The organism is Mesorhizobium sp. WSM4836 (assembly GCF_055811815.1).
In genome coordinates this window covers 1-16,149 of record NZ_JBVVQF010000029.1, presented here as the reverse complement: position 1 = coordinate 16,149, position 16,149 = coordinate 1, and the positions used below count along the sequence as shown (strand labels likewise).

The 16,149-nt window shown below is 63.0% G+C and carries 16 protein-coding genes; 12 read left to right on the top strand and 4 right to left on the bottom strand.

The window, feature by feature from the left end; translation table 11 throughout:
• Positions 1-40: 40 nt before the first annotated feature.
• The 7 genes from phnL (at position 41) to phnE (AC0L2P_RS27365) (ending at position 6,631) form a co-directional block, all read left to right on the top strand.
• Positions 41-748, top strand: coding sequence for a phosphonate C-P lyase system protein PhnL (gene phnL, locus AC0L2P_RS27395; RefSeq protein WP_473505779.1), 708 nt, complete (start codon positions 41-43; stop codon positions 746-748).
• A complete protein-coding gene (locus AC0L2P_RS27390) occupies positions 745-1,362 on the top strand; it encodes a DapH/DapD/GlmU-related protein (RefSeq protein ID WP_473505777.1) in 618 nt (205 codons plus the stop codon). The genes phnL and AC0L2P_RS27390 overlap by 4 nt, the downstream gene beginning before the upstream one ends.
• Positions 1,363-1,509: 147 nt before the next feature.
• Positions 1,510-2,220, top strand: coding sequence for a DUF1868 domain-containing protein (locus AC0L2P_RS27385; protein WP_473505775.1), 711 nt, complete (start codon positions 1,510-1,512; stop codon positions 2,218-2,220).
• A 119-nt stretch (positions 2,221-2,339) separates the two neighbouring features.
• Positions 2,340-3,188 carry a phosphonate ABC transporter ATP-binding protein gene (phnC, locus tag AC0L2P_RS27380; RefSeq protein WP_473505773.1) on the top strand — a complete coding sequence of 283 codons (849 nt, stop codon included), beginning with the start codon at positions 2,340-2,342 and terminating at the stop codon, positions 3,186-3,188.
• A 90-nt stretch (positions 3,189-3,278) separates the two neighbouring features.
• Positions 3,279-4,187 carry a phosphonate ABC transporter substrate-binding protein gene (gene phnD, locus AC0L2P_RS27375; protein ID WP_473505771.1) on the top strand — a complete coding sequence of 303 codons (909 nt, stop codon included), beginning with the start codon at positions 3,279-3,281 and terminating at the stop codon, positions 4,185-4,187.
• 52 nt (positions 4,188-4,239) lie between these two features.
• Entirely contained in the window at positions 4,240-5,196 is a 957-nt protein-coding gene (gene phnE, locus AC0L2P_RS27370; RefSeq protein ID WP_473505769.1) for a phosphonate ABC transporter, permease protein PhnE, read from the top strand.
• A gap of 67 nt (positions 5,197-5,263) precedes the next feature.
• Positions 5,264-6,631, top strand: a complete 1,368-nt coding sequence (gene phnE / locus AC0L2P_RS27365; protein WP_473505767.1) for a phosphonate ABC transporter, permease protein PhnE — start codon at positions 5,264-5,266, stop codon at positions 6,629-6,631.
• A gap of 108 nt (positions 6,632-6,739) precedes the next feature.
• Here phnE (AC0L2P_RS27365) and AC0L2P_RS27360 read toward each other — a convergent pair whose 3' ends face one another.
• The 3 genes from AC0L2P_RS27360 to AC0L2P_RS27350 all read right to left on the bottom strand — a co-directional run bounded on the left by AC0L2P_RS27360 (position 6,740) and on the right by AC0L2P_RS27350 (position 10,026).
• Positions 6,740-7,591, bottom strand: coding sequence for a sugar phosphate isomerase/epimerase family protein (locus tag AC0L2P_RS27360; protein ID WP_473505765.1), 852 nt, complete (start codon positions 7,589-7,591; stop codon positions 6,740-6,742).
• Positions 7,592-7,627: 36 nt separating this feature from the next.
• Positions 7,628-8,815, bottom strand: coding sequence for a Gfo/Idh/MocA family protein (locus AC0L2P_RS27355; protein ID WP_473505763.1), 1,188 nt, complete (start codon positions 8,813-8,815; stop codon positions 7,628-7,630).
• A 155-nt stretch (positions 8,816-8,970) separates the two neighbouring features.
• The gene (locus AC0L2P_RS27350) at positions 8,971-10,026 is read right to left on the bottom strand and encodes a sugar phosphate isomerase/epimerase family protein (protein ID WP_473505761.1); all 1,056 of its coding nucleotides are present in this window, start codon (positions 10,024-10,026) and stop codon (positions 8,971-8,973) included.
• A 390-nt stretch (positions 10,027-10,416) separates the two neighbouring features.
• On the opposite strand from AC0L2P_RS27350, the gene AC0L2P_RS27345 reads away from it, so the two are divergent.
• From AC0L2P_RS27345 to AC0L2P_RS27330, 4 genes are read left to right on the top strand one after another with little or no spacing between them, the layout of a single operon-like run.
• Positions 10,417-11,304 carry a sugar phosphate isomerase/epimerase family protein gene (locus AC0L2P_RS27345; protein ID WP_473505759.1) on the top strand — a complete coding sequence of 296 codons (888 nt, stop codon included), beginning with the start codon at positions 10,417-10,419 and terminating at the stop codon, positions 11,302-11,304.
• A 55-nt stretch (positions 11,305-11,359) separates the two neighbouring features.
• On the top strand, positions 11,360-12,529 hold the full coding sequence (locus tag AC0L2P_RS27340; RefSeq protein WP_473505757.1) for a mandelate racemase/muconate lactonizing enzyme family protein: 1,170 nt from the start codon (positions 11,360-11,362) through the stop codon (positions 12,527-12,529).
• A 1-nt stretch (position 12,530) separates the two neighbouring features.
• Positions 12,531-13,247: a FadR/GntR family transcriptional regulator gene (locus tag AC0L2P_RS27335; protein WP_473505755.1), complete on the top strand. Its 717-nt coding sequence runs from the start codon at positions 12,531-12,533 to the stop codon at positions 13,245-13,247.
• 1 nt (position 13,248) lies between these two features.
• Positions 13,249-14,229, top strand: coding sequence for a hydroxyacid dehydrogenase (locus tag AC0L2P_RS27330; RefSeq protein ID WP_473505753.1), 981 nt, complete (start codon positions 13,249-13,251; stop codon positions 14,227-14,229).
• A gap of 5 nt (positions 14,230-14,234) precedes the next feature.
• Here AC0L2P_RS27330 and AC0L2P_RS27325 read toward each other — a convergent pair whose 3' ends face one another.
• Positions 14,235-15,530 carry an amidase gene (locus AC0L2P_RS27325; protein ID WP_473505751.1) on the bottom strand — a complete coding sequence of 432 codons (1,296 nt, stop codon included), beginning with the start codon at positions 15,528-15,530 and terminating at the stop codon, positions 14,235-14,237.
• A gap of 119 nt (positions 15,531-15,649) precedes the next feature.
• On the opposite strand from AC0L2P_RS27325, the gene AC0L2P_RS27320 reads away from it, so the two are divergent.
• On the top strand, positions 15,650-15,997 hold the full coding sequence (locus tag AC0L2P_RS27320) for a GFA family protein (protein WP_473505749.1): 348 nt from the start codon (positions 15,650-15,652) through the stop codon (positions 15,995-15,997).
• Positions 15,998-16,149: the final 152 nt, after the last annotated feature.

Below are 16,149 nucleotides of genomic sequence, written 5' to 3'. Positions count from 1 at the left end.
TTTCGGATCAGATCATGCGGCAAAAAGAGGGACTTTGACTATGGCAACCCCGCTCGTCGTCTCCGATGTCGCCAAGAGCTTCACCATGCATCTGCGCGACGGCATCAAACTGCCGGTCGTCGCCGGCGTCTCGTTCGCGATCAGGGCCGGCGAATGCGCCGTGCTCGGCGGCCCGTCCGGCGCCGGCAAGAGCTCGATCCTGAAAATGCTCTACGGCAATTATGCCGCCGACGAAGGCCAGATCATCGTCCAGCACGAGGGCGGGCTGATCGATCTCGCTTCGGCCAGCCCGCGCACCGTGCTTGCCGTGCGCCGGCTTACCATCGGCTATGTCAGCCAGTTCCTGCGCACCGTGCCGCGCGTCTCGGCGCTCGATGTCGTCGCCGAACCGCTGGTCGAGCGCGGCGAGGAGCGCGAGACTGCGCGCGGCAAGGCTCGCGCCTTGCTAGCGCAGTTGAACCTGCCGGAGAAGCTTTGGGCGCTGCCGCCGGCGACGTTTTCCGGCGGCGAGCAGCAGCGCGTCAACATCGCGCGCGGCTTCATCACCAAGCATCCGATCCTGCTGCTCGATGAGCCGACCGCTTCGCTCGACGCCAGGAACCGCGACGTGGTGATTTCCCTAATCGCCGCCAAGAAGGTGGCGGGCGTCGCTTTGCTCGGCATCTTCCATGACCACGACGTGCGCGAGGCGGTGGCCGACCGCGTCATCGACGTGACCGCCTTCGCCGCCGGGAAAATCGCCGCATGACCAGGAAACTGTCGGAGGCGCCGCTGGTCCACGAGACCGCGCACGTCGACAACTCGACGCTTGGCCGCTGGACCGAGATCGCCGAACGCAGCCGGATCTCCGAGAGCATTCTCGGCGACTATTCCTACATGATGCAGGACTGCGGCGTCTGGTGCGCGACGATCGGCAAATTCGCCAACATCGCCGCCAGCGTGCGCATCAACGCCACCAACCATCCGACCTGGCGGCCGACGCTGCACCATTTCACCTATCGCGCCTCCGACTATTGGGACGACGCCGAGCACGAGAGCGAATTCTTCGCTCAGCGCCGCGCCAAACGCGTCACCATCGGCCACGACACCTGGCTCGGCCACGGCTCGACCATCCTGCCCGGCGTCACCGTCGGCGACGGCGCGGCGGTCGGTGCCGGCGCAGTGGTGTCGAAAGACGTCGCGCCCTACACCATCGTCGGCGGCGTGCCGGCCAAACCGATCCGCGAGCGCTTCGACCGCCGCACGGCGGAACGCTACAACGCGCTCGCCTGGTGGGACTGGGACCACGCAAGGCTACGCGCTGCGCTTGACGATTTTCGGGAACTGTCGGCGGAGGCCTTTCTGAAGAAGTATGGCGGCTAAGGATCGTGAATGGTGAATTGTCCAATGGTGAATGGCGGCAGAGAATAGGCTTGGAGGCTCAGGGAACGCCTTCTTTATCCCCATTCACCATTCACACCCCTGACACATGACTCGGACAGGACGCGGTCTCTTCCTCGGGAGATCGCCATGCCTGTTTCCATCAAACCGTCGCTCACCGGATTCTTTGCCGGCTCCAATCCGACCCCTCCGCTGCATCTCGGCACACGCTACGATACTGCGGGAAATTTCCTCTTCGAGCCAGGCAACACCGTGGTCTGCCATCTCGCCAGCGCTTCCGCATCGGAAGCGGCGATCATCGAGGTGCGGGAGCGGATGCGCGAAATGCCCGACGCCGACCGGCTGGCGTTCACCCCGATTTCCAGCCTGCATATGACGCTGTTCCAAGGCATCATCGAACATCGCAGGCGGCTTCCCTACTGGCCGCAGGGCGTGCCGCCCGACACCGGTATCGACGCCATGACCCGCCTCTATCTGGAACGCCTGAACGGCTTCGAAGGCTGCGGCGCGTTCAACGTCAGGGTTGTCGAAATCGTTCCGACCGGCCTGACCGTCGCCGGGGCGTCCGACGAGGATCAGCGCATCATGCGTGCCTGGCGCGACGCCCTGTCGGTGCCGTTCGGATACCGGCATCCCGACCACGACAACTATGTGTTCCATATAACCTTCGCCTACCAGATCAGACGCCTCGACGACGCCAGGGCTTCTGCATGGCAGGATCTGTTCGATGACTGCCTGTCGTTGCTGGCGCATAAGGCACCGGTGGTTGAGCTGAGGCCACCGGCCTTCTGCAGCTTCACAGACATGAAGCATTTCGAGGAGCTTGTTGTGCTGGGTTGATCGCGCTGCGAAGCTGTGGGCGGTAACAAAACTGACATCATTCCGACACCGCAGGTTCACGTGGCTGCGCTAGCGAGGGTTAACAGACCTTCAATTGCGACTGGACTGGAGCCTGCACCATGTCAGCTACGCTCGAAATCCGCGGCGTCACCCGACGGTTCGGCAAGAACACCGCCGTCAGCAATGTTCACATCTCGATTCCGCAAGGCCAGATGGTCGGTATCATCGGCCGCTCCGGCGCCGGCAAATCGACGCTGCTGCGCATGATCAACCGCCTCATCGATCCGAGCCAGGGATCCATCCTGTTCGACGGCGTCGAGGTCTCCGGGTTGCGCGGCTCGCCGCTGCGGCGTTGGCAACGCGACTGCGCCATGATCTTCCAGCAGTTCAATCTCGTGCCGCGCCTTGACGTGCTGACCAATGTGCTGCTCGGCCGCCTCAACCACCGCTCGACCCTGTCCAACCTCTTCGGCATGTTTTCCCGCAACGAATGCGCCGAGGCGGTTGCAGCCCTCGAGCGCCTCGACATCGCCCGCACCGCGCTGCAGCCTGCCGGCACGCTTTCCGGCGGCCAGCAGCAGCGCGTTGCGATTGCGCGTGCCATGATGCAACAGCCGAGGGTGCTGCTGGCCGACGAGCCTATTGCTTCGCTCGATCCGCTTAACGCTAAGGTGGTGATGGATTCGCTGCAGGACATCAATCTGCGCGAAGGCATCACCGTCATCACCAATCTGCACACACTCGACACGGCGCGCAACTATTGCAACCGCATCATCGGCATGGCCGCCGGCAAGGTCGTCTTCGACGGCCCGCCCGAAGACCTCAACCGTGAGGCCGTGCGCATGGTCTACGGCGCCGACAGCAATGGCGGCGAAATCTCCGAGGCCATCACCTCGACCAGTGTCGCCGTCAAACAGAAAATCTCTGCATCCGCCGGACCGCTGGAGCCCGCATTCCCGGGATATTGAGAACGGCCTGATCGCCCGCCCGCGTCAAAGGCACCTGTCAAAAAATTCGAACGCTACCGGCGCGAGGCCGGGACCAACAGGAGAGAGATAATGTTCAGGAAGATGGTTTTTGGCGCGGTTTCATTGCTCGCCATCGCGGCAAGCGCCGCTCATGCCCAGGATATCAAGGAACTCCGCATCGGCATCCTCGGCGGTGAAAACGAGGCGGACCGGCTGCGCAACTTTCAGTGCCTCGCCGATCACCTGCAGACCGAATTTGGTTTCGAGAAGGTCTCGCTGTTCCCGGCCGCCGACTATGACGGCGTTATCCAGGGCCTGCTCGGCGGCACCCTCGATTTCGCCGAGCTTGGCGCGTCGGGCTATGCCAGCGTTTACCTCAAGGATCCGAATGCCGTGACCCCGATCCTCACCACCCAGCAGACCGACGGCGCGACCGGCTATTATTCGGTCGGCCTGGCGCTGAAGTCATCTGGCATCACCGATATCAAATCGGCAAAGGGCAAAAAGCTCGGCTATGCCGACCCGGATTCGACCTCGGGCTATCTGATCCCGCTGACCCAGATCCCGAAGGACACCGGCGCCTCGAACGAGACCTTCTTCGCCTCGACGCAGTTCAATGGCGGCCATGAGAACAACCTTCTGGCCGTCCGCGACGGCAAGGTCGATGTCGCGGTTGACGATTCCTCGGGCATCGGCGACTTCAAGAACGGCTACACGTCCGGCACCTTCCACAAGGAAGTCGCCAAGGGCGCCGTCGACCCCAACGACTTCGTCGAAGTCTGGCGCTCCGGCCTGATCCCGAACGGCCCGCTGGTCGTGCGGACCGCGCTCGGCGGCGATATGAGCGCCAAACTCGCCAACTTCTTCACCAGCCTGCCGGCCAAGGACAAGCCTTGCTTCGAGGCCATCGAAGGCGGCGATTTCACTGGCTACGTTCCGGTGAAGCCGGACTTCTACAGCGTCATCGTCGAAGCCCGCAAAGCCGCGATCGGTGGCTGAATGCAATTGAAAAGGGCGGCGTTTCCCGCGCCGCCCTTTTTGCATGCCCATCATGACCATCTCAGCCACGATTCGTTCAGACGTGACCCGGCGGACGGCAGACACCTGGCGACGCCAGACATCCTTGCGCCGGTTCTACACGGCGCTCGGCATCGGCTTACTGCTTGTCGCCATGTGCACAGCCATGTGGTTCGCCGACGAGGCCAATGCCGGACATTTCTTCGATCGGCTGCCGCACATACTGGATTTCCTTAGCTGGCTTGTTCCCAAGGACTGGAACGACGTCTGGCTGGCGCTGTTCGACATCGCATCGCCGCACGACAAGGGCAGCCAGGAGTTCAACTTCCCGCTTGGTCGCGTCTATCTCTGGGGCGGTTTTTACCTGCCCGAATATTTCGAGCTGATGCTCACCACGCTTAACGTGGCACTGGTTTCCACTTTCATCGGCTTCGTCTTTGCGGTGCCCTTCTCCTTCATCGCCGCTCGCAATTTGACGCCCCATCCGGTGCTCAGGCTCGTCGTCAAGCGCTTCATGGAACTGCTTCGCGCCTTCCCGGAGATCGTCATTGGCGGCCTGTTCGCAGCCATCCTCTCGACCGGCCCGGTCGCGGCCATCATCGCCATCGGCCTGCATTCGATCGGCGCCCTCGGCAAGCTCTTCTACGAGATCAACGAAAACATCGACATGCGGGCCGAAGAAGGCCTGCGCGCGGTCGGCGCCAACTGGTTCGAGCGCGTGCGCTTCGCCGGCCTGCCGCAAGTGCTGCCCAATTTCATGTCCTACACTCTGCTCAGGATCGAGATCAATGTGCGTATCTCGACCATCATCGGCGCGGTCGGGGGTGGCGGTATCGGCGAGGAGCTGAAGCTCTCCATCTCGCGCGGCTTCGGCGCCAAGACGTTGGCACTGGTGCTGCTGTTGTTCACCACGATCTTCCTCGTCGACCAGTTCTCCGCCTGGCTACGCCGCAAGCTCGTCGGCGAGCAGGCATTCATGATGGGTGCTTGACCATGATCCCAAAAAGTGGATTCCGGTCTTTGGAAAAGATCATGGCAAATCAACAAGAAGACTGCCCATGGCCGCGATGACCGCCAATGAGATGCAATCGATCGAGGAACGCTTTCCCGAGGTGTTCCGATGGCCCCTGTACAAACGCTTCGGCCCGCTGGTCCTGTTCGCCGGAGTCCTGCTCTACCTCGTCTACGCCTTGTGGTTCTTCAGCCTGCCGCAAGTGCTGAGGGAATCGCACTGGGAGCGCCTGCCGCTCTTCCTGACGCAATGGATCAGCTACGATCTGCAGCCGGAATTCCGTCTCCATCAGCCTCAGATCACACCCAAATACCCGCGTTTTTCCGCACTTGGCGAAGATCCTCATCCCGATTGGGTCATCACCAATGCGAACGGCTCCTACACAATCTTGATCGACGGCCGGGCTAAATCCGTCACCTTCGACAAGGCCGAGGCAACGCTTGTTGCCTATGGGCGAACGGTGCCGGTATCGTTGGCCAGCGGCAAGCCGGTGATATCCGGCCCGGTGCCGGACTGGATCACCGCCCATGACGACGAAATCGTCGCCAGGATGGGCTTTGCCGGCGAGGTCCGCATAACCGTCGATCGCGTCAAGGTCCGCAAGCGCTTCCTCGGCTGGGCGAATTTCGTCTTCGACACACGCTCGCCCTTCTTCGGCAAGTCGCCCGGCGAGGTGGTCTCGTTGCTGATATCCGGGCCCCAACTCAAGTCGGGCACATCTAACATTGCGCTGGCCGCCGACAATATCTGGAACAACGCCCAATGGCAGCATGGCGACGTCTGGACGAAGCTGTTCCAGACCATCGTCATGGCGTTCCTCGGCACCTTGCTAGGGGGCATCGTCGCCTTCCCGCTCGCCTTCTTCGCTGCCCGCAACATCACCCCCAGCGGCCTGCTTAGCCAGGTGCTAAAGCGCTTCTTCGATTTCATGCGTTCGGTCGACATGCTGATCTGGGCGCTGTTCTTCACCCGCGCCTTCGGCCCCGGCCCGCTTGCCGGCAGCGCCGCGATTTTCTTCACCGAGATCGGCACGCTCGGCAAAGTCTATTCGGAAGGCCTCGAGAACATCGACGACAAGCCACGCGAGGGCATCCAGTCGACGGGCGCCAACGGCTTGCTGGTGCAGCGCTATGGCGTACTGCCGGAAGTGATTCCGATGTTCATCAGCCAGACGCTCTATCAGTGGGAATCCAACACCAGGGGGGCGACGATCATCGGCGCTGTCGGTGCCGGCGGTATCGGCCTGAAGCTTTGGGAAGCGATGCGCACCAACTCCAACTGGGCCAATGTCTTCTACATGGTGCTCTTGGTCCTGCTTGTCGTTTTCATCTTCGACAACATTTCCAATTTCCTGCGCCGCCGCCTGAGCAGGACGATCCATGATTACAACCGGATCCAGGCCGAGCAGGGGTGATCAAAGCGACGCCATAATCGGGAGCGGCCAACCGCGCCTCGTCATGTATGGACGGAGCAAGGAGCGACGCGACGCGGCGCAGACCCTAGGATGAACGAAGGAGGGGCTTTACCGCGCCTTCCTCCACCCGCTCCTGATATGTTTATACCCGTCTCGATAAACCGCTTCCGGGCCTTCGGAAAAGTCGCGCCACACCTTCGTCGCCGCGGCCAAATCCTTCAGCGAGCGGCCGAACGCCTCGATCGTCAGCCAATCGTCGTAGCCGCTCTTGCGGATGGCGGAGAACGTCTCCTTCCAGGGGACGTGGCCGCGGCCCGGCACGCCGCGATCGTTCTCCGAAATGTGGATATGGACGATGTTCTTGCGGTTGCGCGTATAGGCGCCGATCGGGTCCGCCTCTTCGATGTTGGCATGGAACGTGTCGTACATCGCCTTGATGTGCGGCCGGTCGATCGCGTCGATATGGTCCGACAGATCGTCCATCGTGTTGAGCAGATAGCACTCGAAGCGATTGAGCGCCTCGAGCCCGATGGTGACGCCCTTGTTGCCGGCATGGTCGCCGATGGCGCGTTGCGAGGCAACCGAGCGCTTTTTCTCGGCCGCCGTCGGCCCGCTGCCGGAGAAGGCGCCGAGTGTCGAATGCAGCGGGCCGCTCAAGGTGTTCGCGCCAAGCGCTTGGGCGCAGTCGATCGTCGATTTCATATAGTCGATACCGGCCTTGCGCGTCGAGGCGTCGGCCGAGATTAAATTCATCGCCGGATCGCCCATCGCCGAGACGGCGGTGCGTTGCAGCCCGATGCGGTCGAGCAGCTCGCCGAGCTTCTTGTAGTCGTCCGGCGTGCCGGAGAAGACCGGTATTTCGACGCCGTCGAAGCCAGTCGCCTTGATGTCCCTGAGCAGCGGCTCGTATTTCTTCGAGACACTGGTCGTCCACAACAGCATGCACATGCCGATTTTCATCGACGCCCCTCCCCATGAATTCGCCTGCAGGCTTGTTTAGAGGCTTGTCCAAGCCCCATTCTTCTTAGACGACTTCACGCAGGCCTCGATGAAGGCCATACCCTCGACGCCGTCCTGCACGGTCGGGAAGATGACATCCTTAGCCGGCTTGCCGCCTTTCCGGCGCGCCGCGCGAATGGCCCGCGCGGCTTCCTGGTAGATATTGGCGAAACCTTCGAGATAGCCTTCCGGATGCCCTGGCGGAACGCGGCTGACGCGCCCGGCGACGGGGAGCGCGCCGGCGCCATTGCGGGTAATCAACTGCTTCGGCTGGCCGAACGGCGTGTACCAGAGATAGTTCGGGTCGGCCTGCACCCATTCGAGCCCGCCCTTCGAGCCGTAGATGCGCAATTTCAACCCGTTCTCGTGGCCGGGCGCCACCTGGCTTGCCCAGATCATTCCCTTGGCCGGGTGCGACCCGCCGACCGGCTTAAAACGCAGCAGCACATTGATGTTGTCGTCGAGCAGCCGCCCCGGCACGAAGGCATCGAGATCGGCCGATAACGAATCAAGCTCCAGCCCGGACACGAAACGGGCAAGGTTGTACGCGTGCGTGCCAATGTCGCCTAGCGCACCGCCGGCACCGGCCTGCTTGGGGTCTGAGCGCCACGCAGCCTGCTTCTGGCCGGTGGCGGCCAAGTCTTCGGTCAGCCAGTCCTGCGGATATTCCGACTGCACGATGCGGATATCGCCGAGCTGTCCCTTGGCCACCATCTCGCGTGCCTGCCGCACCATCGGATAGGCGGTGTAGTTATGGGTCAGCACGAACACCTTGCCGGTCTTTTCGACCAGCGCCGCAAGCTTCTTTGCCTCGGCCAGCGTCGTCGCCAGCGGCTTGTCGCAGATGACGTGGATGCCGGCCTCGAGAAAAGCCTTGGCGGCCGGCACGTGCACATTGTTCGGCGTGACGATGGCCACCACCTCGATGCCGTCCGGCCGCTTGGCCTCCGCCTTGGCCATCTCGGTATAAGAACCGTAGCTGCGTGCCGGATCGAGCCCAAGCTCGGCCGCCGAGGCCTTGGCGCGCTCCGGATCCGACGACAGGGCACCCGCAACCAGCACGAACTCGTTATCCATGCGTGCTGCGATGCGGTGCACCGCGCCGATAAAGGCGCCTTGTCCGCCGCCAACCATGCCGTAGCGGATCGGACCGCCCCCGGTTTCCGCCTTCGATGCGCCAACCATGATTTTCTCCCTCGTCACTGAAATACCCCTCCCCCTTGAGGGGAGGTCGATCCGCGCAGCGGATCGGGTGGGGTCGCCGGGCGTGGAGCTCGGCATGAACCGACCCCACCCGGCCCTTCGGGCCACCCTCCCCTCAAGGGGGAGGGAGAACAGCGTTAGATCCCCATCATGCCGCGCAGCATCTTTTTGTCGGTCGTGCCGCCGGCGAAATCGTCGAATGCTTTTTCCGTCACCCTGATGATGTGGTGCTGGATGAAGGGGGCGCCTTCGGCGGCACCATCCTCCGGGTGCTTCAGGCAGCATTCCCATTCCAGCACCGCCCATGAATCGTAGTTGTATTGGGTGAGCTTGGAGAAGATACCGCCGAAATCCACCTGTCCGTCGCCGAGCGAGCGGAAACGCCCGGCGCGGTTGGTCCAGCTCTGGTAGCCGGAATAGACGCCTTGCCGCCCGGTCGGATTGAACTCGGCGTCCTTGACGTGGAACGCCTTGATCCGCTCGTGGTAGATGTCGATGAATTTGAGATAATCGAGCTGCTGCAGAAGGAAGTGCGACGGGTCGTAGTTGATGTTGCAGCGCTTGTGGCCGCCGACCGCGTCGAGCAACATCTCGAATGTCGCGCCGTCGAACACGTCCTCGCCCGGATGGATTTCGTAGCCGACATCAACGCCGTTCTCGTCATAGACGTCGAGGATCGGCTTCCAGCGCTTGCCCAGTTCGGCAAACGCTTCCTCGATTAATCCCGCCGGCCGCTGCGGCCACGGATAGAGGTAAGGGAAGGCCAACGCGCCGCAAAACGACACCGACGCCTTGAGTCCGAGGTTGTTCGACGCCTTGGCGGCGAACTTCATCTGTTCGACCGCCCATTGCTGCCTGGCTTTTGGATTGTTGTGCACCGCCGGTGGCGCGAAGCCGTCGAACTGCGCGTCATAGGCCGGGTGCACCGCCACCAGTTGCCCCTGCAGATGCGTCGACAGTTCGGTGATCTCGACGCCGGCATCGGCGCAGATGCCCTTCACCACGTCGCAATAGGCCTGGGACGACGCTGCCTTCTCGAGATCGAACAGTCGGGCGTCCCATGTCGGGATCTGCACGCCCTTGTAGCCCAGACCGGCCGCCCATTTGGTGATCGAGCCCAGCGAATTGAACGGAGCGGCGTCGCCCGCAAACTGCGCCAGGAACAGACCAGGCCCCTTCATCGTCTTCGGCATCCGCATCTCCCTATGTTTCACGACCAAGCATAGCGCCGATTGAAAACAGGGCCAGCCTCTTTGGTCTCTTTGCACAGCGCGCTCGCGCCGCTATTCTGGTATTACCAAATGCGGAAATCTGGTCAAGCCATTTGACACGCCGCCGCAGTCCTGCAACCAGGCCGAGCTAGGCCACATGCTTTAGCATATCAATGGCATAGACAGGAACCAACGCTTCATGGCGGCACTTCTTGCCGTCTAGATGAAATTACTGTAGACCTCCCATCAGGCCCAATTGGTCGAACCAGTTTGCTAAAAATGCTGGGACGCCTTGGGGAGGAAACATGCGGCACTCTTCGGCAGAGTGCGCCGCAGGCGAACTGATACAGGCGATTCTGGGAAGGATAGACCATGCATCTTTCGACGCACAATTGGATGCGCGCGGAGCCGCTGGAAACGACGCTCAAGCGCATCAAGAAATTCGGCTACGAGTCGATCGAGATCTCTGGCGAACCCGAACAGTACAAGCCCAAGGAGACGCGCGCACTGTTGAACGAGTACGGCATTCGCTGCTGGGGAGCGGTGACGCTGATGCTGGGCGAGCGCAATCTCGCAGCCAAGGACCAGGGCCAGCGCGAGCGCTCGGTGCAATACGTCAAGGACGTGCTGACCATGGTCAGCGAGCTCGACGGCGAGATTATCACGCTGGTCCCCGCCACCGTCGGCAAGGTCGTGCCGGACGGCACCGAGGCAGAGGAATGGAAATGGGTGGTCGACGCCACCCGGGAATGCTTCACCCACGCCAAGAAGGTCGGCGTCAAGATCGCGGTCGAGCCGCTCAACCGCTTCGAGACTTATCTGTTCAACCGCGGCGCCCAGGCACTGGCGCTGGCCGATGCGGTCAGCCCCGAATGCGGCGTCTGCCTCGACGCCTACCACATTCACATGGAAGAATTTAACGTCTATGACGCCATCCGGCAGGTCGGCAAGCGCCTGTACGACTTCCATGTCGCCGACAACAACCGCTTCGCTGCCGGCCTCGGGCAGATCGACTGGCCGAAGATCGTCGGCACGCTGAAGGAGATCGGCTATGACGGCGCGCTGACCAATGAATTCGTCGCCCCCGTCGACCGCACGCCGGCTGCCCCCTATCCCGACATGGTTGAACGCAACCCCGTCGACATCTCGCCGGAGCAGCTGAAATTCATTCAGGACCACGGCTCCAGCGTGCTGACGGAAAAATTCTACACCGACCAGATGCGCATCAATGCGGAAACGCTACTGCCGCTGATCAAGTAGCCGAGCCGTTTGGAAAGTGCCCTTCCGCCTCACCGCGGCCGGGCCGAGGATGAACATGCGCATCAAGACGGTCCAAGCCTGGTGGGTCCGCATACCGATCGAAGCCGCGAGACAGCACCGCAGCGACTTCGGTCAGGTGGCGACGTTCGACGCCGCCATCCTGCGCATCGAAACCGACGACGGGCTGGTCGGCTGGGGCGAAGGCAAGAATGCCGCCGGCAGCGCCGGCAGCTACGGCGCTCTCGTTCATTTGCTGAACTATGAAGTCGGCCCGCAGCTCGTCGGCCGCGACCCGGCCGACATCGGCGTCATCTGGGAGATGCTCTATAATGGCACGCGCCACGACAGCGCCGCTCGCGCCGGCCATGCCATGCCGCAATTGGCACGACGGGGCATGAGCATCGCCGCCATCAGCGCCGTCGACATCGCATTGTGGGACATTCTCGGCAAATCGCTCGGCGTTCCGGTCTGGCGGCTGCTCGGCGGCCGCAAGCTGGACCGCATGCCGGCCTATGCTTCCGGCGGCTGGGCCACTGCGGAAGCCATCGGCGACCAGCTGCAGTCCTACATCACCAAGGGCGGCTTCAAGGCGCTGAAGATGCGCGTCGGCGCCATGGACGGCGCCCCAAATATCTCGGCGGCTCGCGTCCGCGCCGCAAGACAGGCGCTCGGCCCCGATATCGACCTGATGGTCGACGCGCACGGCACTTACACGGTGGCCGAAGCCAAGCGCTTCATCCATCTCGCCGGCGACCTCGACCTCGCCTGGTTCGAGGAGCCGGTGATCGCCGACGACAAGCCTGGCATGGCCGAGGTGCGCGCCTGCGGCTCGATCCCGATCGCCACTGGCGAAAGCGAGGCGACGCGCTACGCCTTCCGCGACCTCGCCGTGCTCAAATCCGCCGATATCTTCCAGCCGGATCCGGCCTTTTGCGGCGGCATCAGCGAGGCGATGAAGATCGGCACCATCGCCAGCGCCTTCAATCTGCGCTTTGCGCCGCATCTTTGGGCGGGTGCGCCCTGCTTCTTTGCCGGGCTGCATGTCTGCGCCGCTTCGCCGGCGAGCTTCACCGTCGAATATTCGCTCGGCGCCAACCCGATGATCCACGATCTGATCGAAGAGACTGTCGAAGCAAAGGACGGTATGATAGCGATCCCTGATAGACCCGGGCTGGGATTCACCATTTCGGAGCGGTTCCTGGAGGCGCACGCGCAACACGGCTGACATGAAAGAAAAGAACCTTCTCGCGGAACTCGCCGCCTATCTGTTCTCCCATTCGGACAAGGAGACGGGCCGCACGCCGTCGGAGCGCGAACTGGCAGAGCATTTCAGCGTCAGCCGCGGCCAGATCCGCGAGGCGCTGGCGATCCTCGAGGCCATGCGCATCGTCGAGCGACGGGCGAAATCCGGCATCTACATCGATACGAAGCAGGCGAGCGTCGAGGCGATGGCGCTGTTCGCCCGCGCCGGCCTGCCGCTCGACCCCGTCCAGATCTACGAGACGGTCGAGTTGCGCAAGATCCACGAGATCAAGGCCGCCGAACTTGCCTGTTCACGCGCCACCGAGGAGAATTTCGAGCGGCTGCGCGAGATCCTGAAGGCCTCCGAGGATCGCATCGCCGCCGGTGAAGGCCTTGCCAGGGAAGACCGCGAGTTCCACCTCGAGATCGTGAGGGCGACCAAGAACAGCGTCTTCCACAATGTCTGCAGCGTCTACTACATGATGGGCGAACTGCGCCTGCCGATCTATTTCAACGATCCCGAACGCAACGTGCGCTCCCATGCCGAGCATATCCAGATCTACGAGGCGCTGCTGCGCCGGGACGGCAACCTCGCCCAGGCGTTGATGAGCGCCCACCTGCAAGGCGCGGAAAGCTACTGGAAGGGGCTGATCGAGGGGCGTGGGGCGGAACCGCAAAGCCCAGCGCTCGAAAAGGCCTGAAATGCCCAGGATCCTGTCGACACACAGACTGCACCCCCGTGCCTCGTCCATGCTGACAGCGGCCGGCGAACTCGTCGTTGCCTCCGCCCTCGACGCGCACACGCTGGCCGCCGAGGCAAGGGATGTGGATGTCGTCATCGTTCGCGCTCCCTTGCCTGCGGCGCTTTTCGAAGACGCGAGGAAGCTCAGGGCCGCGATCCGCCACGGGGCCGGACTGGACATGGTACCGATGGAAGCTGCCAATGCGGCCGGCGTGCTGGTGGCGAACGTGCCGGGGGTGAACGCGCGATCGGTGGCCGAATATGTGATGTTCGCGGCACTGGCGCTGCTTCGGCGCTTTCGTGTGTTGGACCGCGACTTGCGTGCCAAGGGCTGGCTGGCCGGCCGCGAACACACCGTCGTGGCCAGTGAGCTTGCCGGCAAGACGATCGGCATTGTCGGCCTCGGCGCGATCGGCCAGGCGGTTGGCCATATCGCGGCACATGGCTTCGATCTGAACGTGGTGGCGACGACGCGCAGCATGCGGCCGGCGCCGGACAGGGTCGGCTTCCTGTCGATCGACGCGCTGATCGAGCAGAGCGACATCATCGTCCTGTGCTGCCCGCTGACGCCAGAAACCCGGGGGCTCATCAGCCGCGAGCGCATTGGGCGGATGAAGCCGGATGCGCTGCTGATCAATGTTTCGCGCGGGCCGGTGATAGACGACGACGCTCTTATCGAAGCCCTGCAGAAGGGCCGCATCGGCGGCGCCGCGCTCGATGTTTTTGCAACACAACCGCTGCCGCCCAACCATCCCTATTTCGGCTTCGACAATGTCATCGTTACCCCGCACATGGCCGGGATCACCGAACAGTCGATGATGCGCATGGGCGTCGGCGCGGCTGGCGAAGCCTTACTGGTGCTGGCCAACAGATTGCCGGTCAATCTGCGCAACCCCGAAGTGGTCGAGCATTACCGGCGGCGGTTCCCTGCCGATTTTTGAAGGCCTCAATTTGCAAGTAGCGCCTCGACGCCGGCCGCGATGCGCAGCAGGTGGTGGTCATGACCATTGCGCGCCACCAGCATCAGCCCGGCCGGACGCGTCATTCCCGGCATTGGCAGCGAGATGGCCGATAGATCGAACTGGTTGGCGACCTGCGTGTTGCGCAGCAGAAGGCCTTCCGTCCGGTTGCACAGAGCCTCGTCGCCGGTCATCGACACGATCGTCGGCGCCGTCACCGGCGTGGTCGGCAGGGCCAGCACGTCGACTGGGGCCAGCCGGTCATCCATGGCGGCGGCCAGCGCTGTGCGGCGGCGCATTGCCCTGATATAGACCGTGGCCGGAATGGCGGCGGCACGCGACAAGGGTCCGCTTACTCGCGGGTCGACCGGAGCCGCCGCTCCCGTTGCCAGCCAGTCGGTATGGATCTCCGCCCCTTCCATCGCCGCGATCGACGCGCGTTGTGTTGCCGCGCGCAGATCGGCAAGCAGGTCGTCGATCGACAGCTCCGCAAGCCGTGCGCCGCTAAGCCCCATCTTGCGCAGACACTGGTCGAACGTCGTCGCGACCTCTTCCTGCGTATCATCGAACAGCACGCCGCGCGGAATACCGATGCGCAGCCCATTCAGCGGCAGCGGCAACAGTGCCGCCAGGTTTTCGCCCGACATCACTGCATCGGCCGCCGCACATTCGGCGACGCTGCGGGCCAGGGGACCAATCGAGTCCAGCGTCGCCGACAGCGGAAACGCACCCGCGAGCGGCACGCGCCACGCCGTCGGCTTGAAACCGACCACGCCATTCAGCGATGCCGGAATGCGCACAGAACCGCCGGTATCGGAACCGATGGAGATTTCGCTGGTACCTTCGCCGACCGCAACCGCGGCACCCGAGGACGAGCCGCCGGGAATGAGGCTGGCGTCGCTCGCATTGCCGGGCGTGCCGTAGTGTGGGTTGACGCCGATCGCGGTAAAGGCGAACTCGGTCATGTTAGTCTTGCCGAGGATGACTGCCCCGGCTTGGCGCAGCCGTCGCACGACAATGGCATCCCGCAGCGCCGTCGCTGCGGTGGCGAGCAGCAGAGAGCCCGCCGTGGTCGGCTCGCCGGCGACATCGAACAGGTCCTTGATCGAGACGATCGCCCCGTCGAGCGGCCCGAGCATGACGCCGGCTTTTCGCCGCGCATCGGCGGCGTCGGCCGCCGCCCGTGCGGCTTGCGGGTAGAGCTTTACGAAAACGCTCTCACGGCCCACGCGAGCGGCAAGACGCGAAAGAATGGCTTCGAGGCGATCACGGGCTGATTGCATTTTTCGGTGTCGGACTCCGCACACTTGCAACGTCTTAAGTAGCAGCCAGAAATTGGCCGCAGGAGACATAGCCCGGCACGGTCGGATTTGCACCTGTCGAACCGAAGGAGGAAGGCCCGATGCTCTACCAAGGCAGCTGTCACTGCGGCAAGGTCGCGTTCGAGGTCGAAGGCGAGCTGACCGGAGCCGGTCGGTGCAATTGCACGATCTGCTCGCGCAAGGGTGCACTGCTATGGGCAGTGCCGCACGAGAGCATGAGGGTGCTTGCCTGGGGCGATGATTTCGGCCGCTACAGCTTCGGCAACCATGTCATCGCCCACCGCTTCTGCCGCAGCTGCGGCATTCACCCCTTCGCCGAGGATGTCGGCGAAGGGAGCGGGCGAAGTGCCTATATCAATATTCATTGCATCGAGGCGTTGGACGTCGCCGCCGTGCCGGTCTTCGACTTCGACGGCCGTTCCGTTTAATGCATGTCGCGCAAAACTGTGCCGCGGTTTTGCAATAACGACATGCATAAAGACCAGAATCTAGAGCGCGTCGAGTGCGACGCGCTTGTCTTATGACATTCATTGCCAAGAGGCGAGAATGAACCGCTGGGAGAGAGTAGCAGCTCTCTCGT

Bases quoted from the DNA above. Each gene is read 5' to 3' on its own strand.
- AC0L2P_RS27345 (WP_473505759.1), top strand. From the start codon at position 10,417: ATGCATCTTTCGACGCACAATTGGATGCGCGCGGAGCCGCTGGAAACG.
- AC0L2P_RS27320 (WP_473505749.1), top strand. From the start codon at position 15,650: ATGCTCTACCAAGGCAGCTGTCACTGCGGCAAGGTCGCGTTCGAGGTC.
- phnD (WP_473505771.1), top strand. From the start codon at position 3,279: ATGTTCAGGAAGATGGTTTTTGGCGCGGTTTCATTGCTCGCCATCGCG.
- phnL (WP_473505779.1), top strand. From the start codon at position 41: ATGGCAACCCCGCTCGTCGTCTCCGATGTCGCCAAGAGCTTCACCATG.
- AC0L2P_RS27385 (WP_473505775.1), top strand. From the start codon at position 1,510: ATGCCTGTTTCCATCAAACCGTCGCTCACCGGATTCTTTGCCGGCTCC.
- AC0L2P_RS27335 (WP_473505755.1), top strand. From the start codon at position 12,531: ATGAAAGAAAAGAACCTTCTCGCGGAACTCGCCGCCTATCTGTTCTCC.
- AC0L2P_RS27355 (WP_473505763.1), bottom strand. From the start codon at position 8,815: ATGGTTGGCGCATCGAAGGCGGAAACCGGGGGCGGTCCGATCCGCTAC.
- AC0L2P_RS27325 (WP_473505751.1), bottom strand. From the start codon at position 15,530: ATGCAATCAGCCCGTGATCGCCTCGAAGCCATTCTTTCGCGTCTTGCC.
- phnE (WP_473505769.1), top strand. From the start codon at position 4,240: ATGACCATCTCAGCCACGATTCGTTCAGACGTGACCCGGCGGACGGCA.
- AC0L2P_RS27340 (WP_473505757.1), top strand. From the start codon at position 11,360: ATGCGCATCAAGACGGTCCAAGCCTGGTGGGTCCGCATACCGATCGAA.
- AC0L2P_RS27330 (WP_473505753.1), top strand. From the start codon at position 13,249: ATGCCCAGGATCCTGTCGACACACAGACTGCACCCCCGTGCCTCGTCC.
- AC0L2P_RS27350 (WP_473505761.1), bottom strand. From the start codon at position 10,026: ATGCCGAAGACGATGAAGGGGCCTGGTCTGTTCCTGGCGCAGTTTGCG.
- AC0L2P_RS27390 (WP_473505777.1), top strand. From the start codon at position 745: ATGACCAGGAAACTGTCGGAGGCGCCGCTGGTCCACGAGACCGCGCAC.
- phnC (WP_473505773.1), top strand. From the start codon at position 2,340: ATGTCAGCTACGCTCGAAATCCGCGGCGTCACCCGACGGTTCGGCAAG.
- AC0L2P_RS27360 (WP_473505765.1), bottom strand. From the start codon at position 7,591: ATGAAAATCGGCATGTGCATGCTGTTGTGGACGACCAGTGTCTCGAAG.
- phnE (WP_473505767.1), top strand. From the start codon at position 5,264: ATGGCCGCGATGACCGCCAATGAGATGCAATCGATCGAGGAACGCTTT.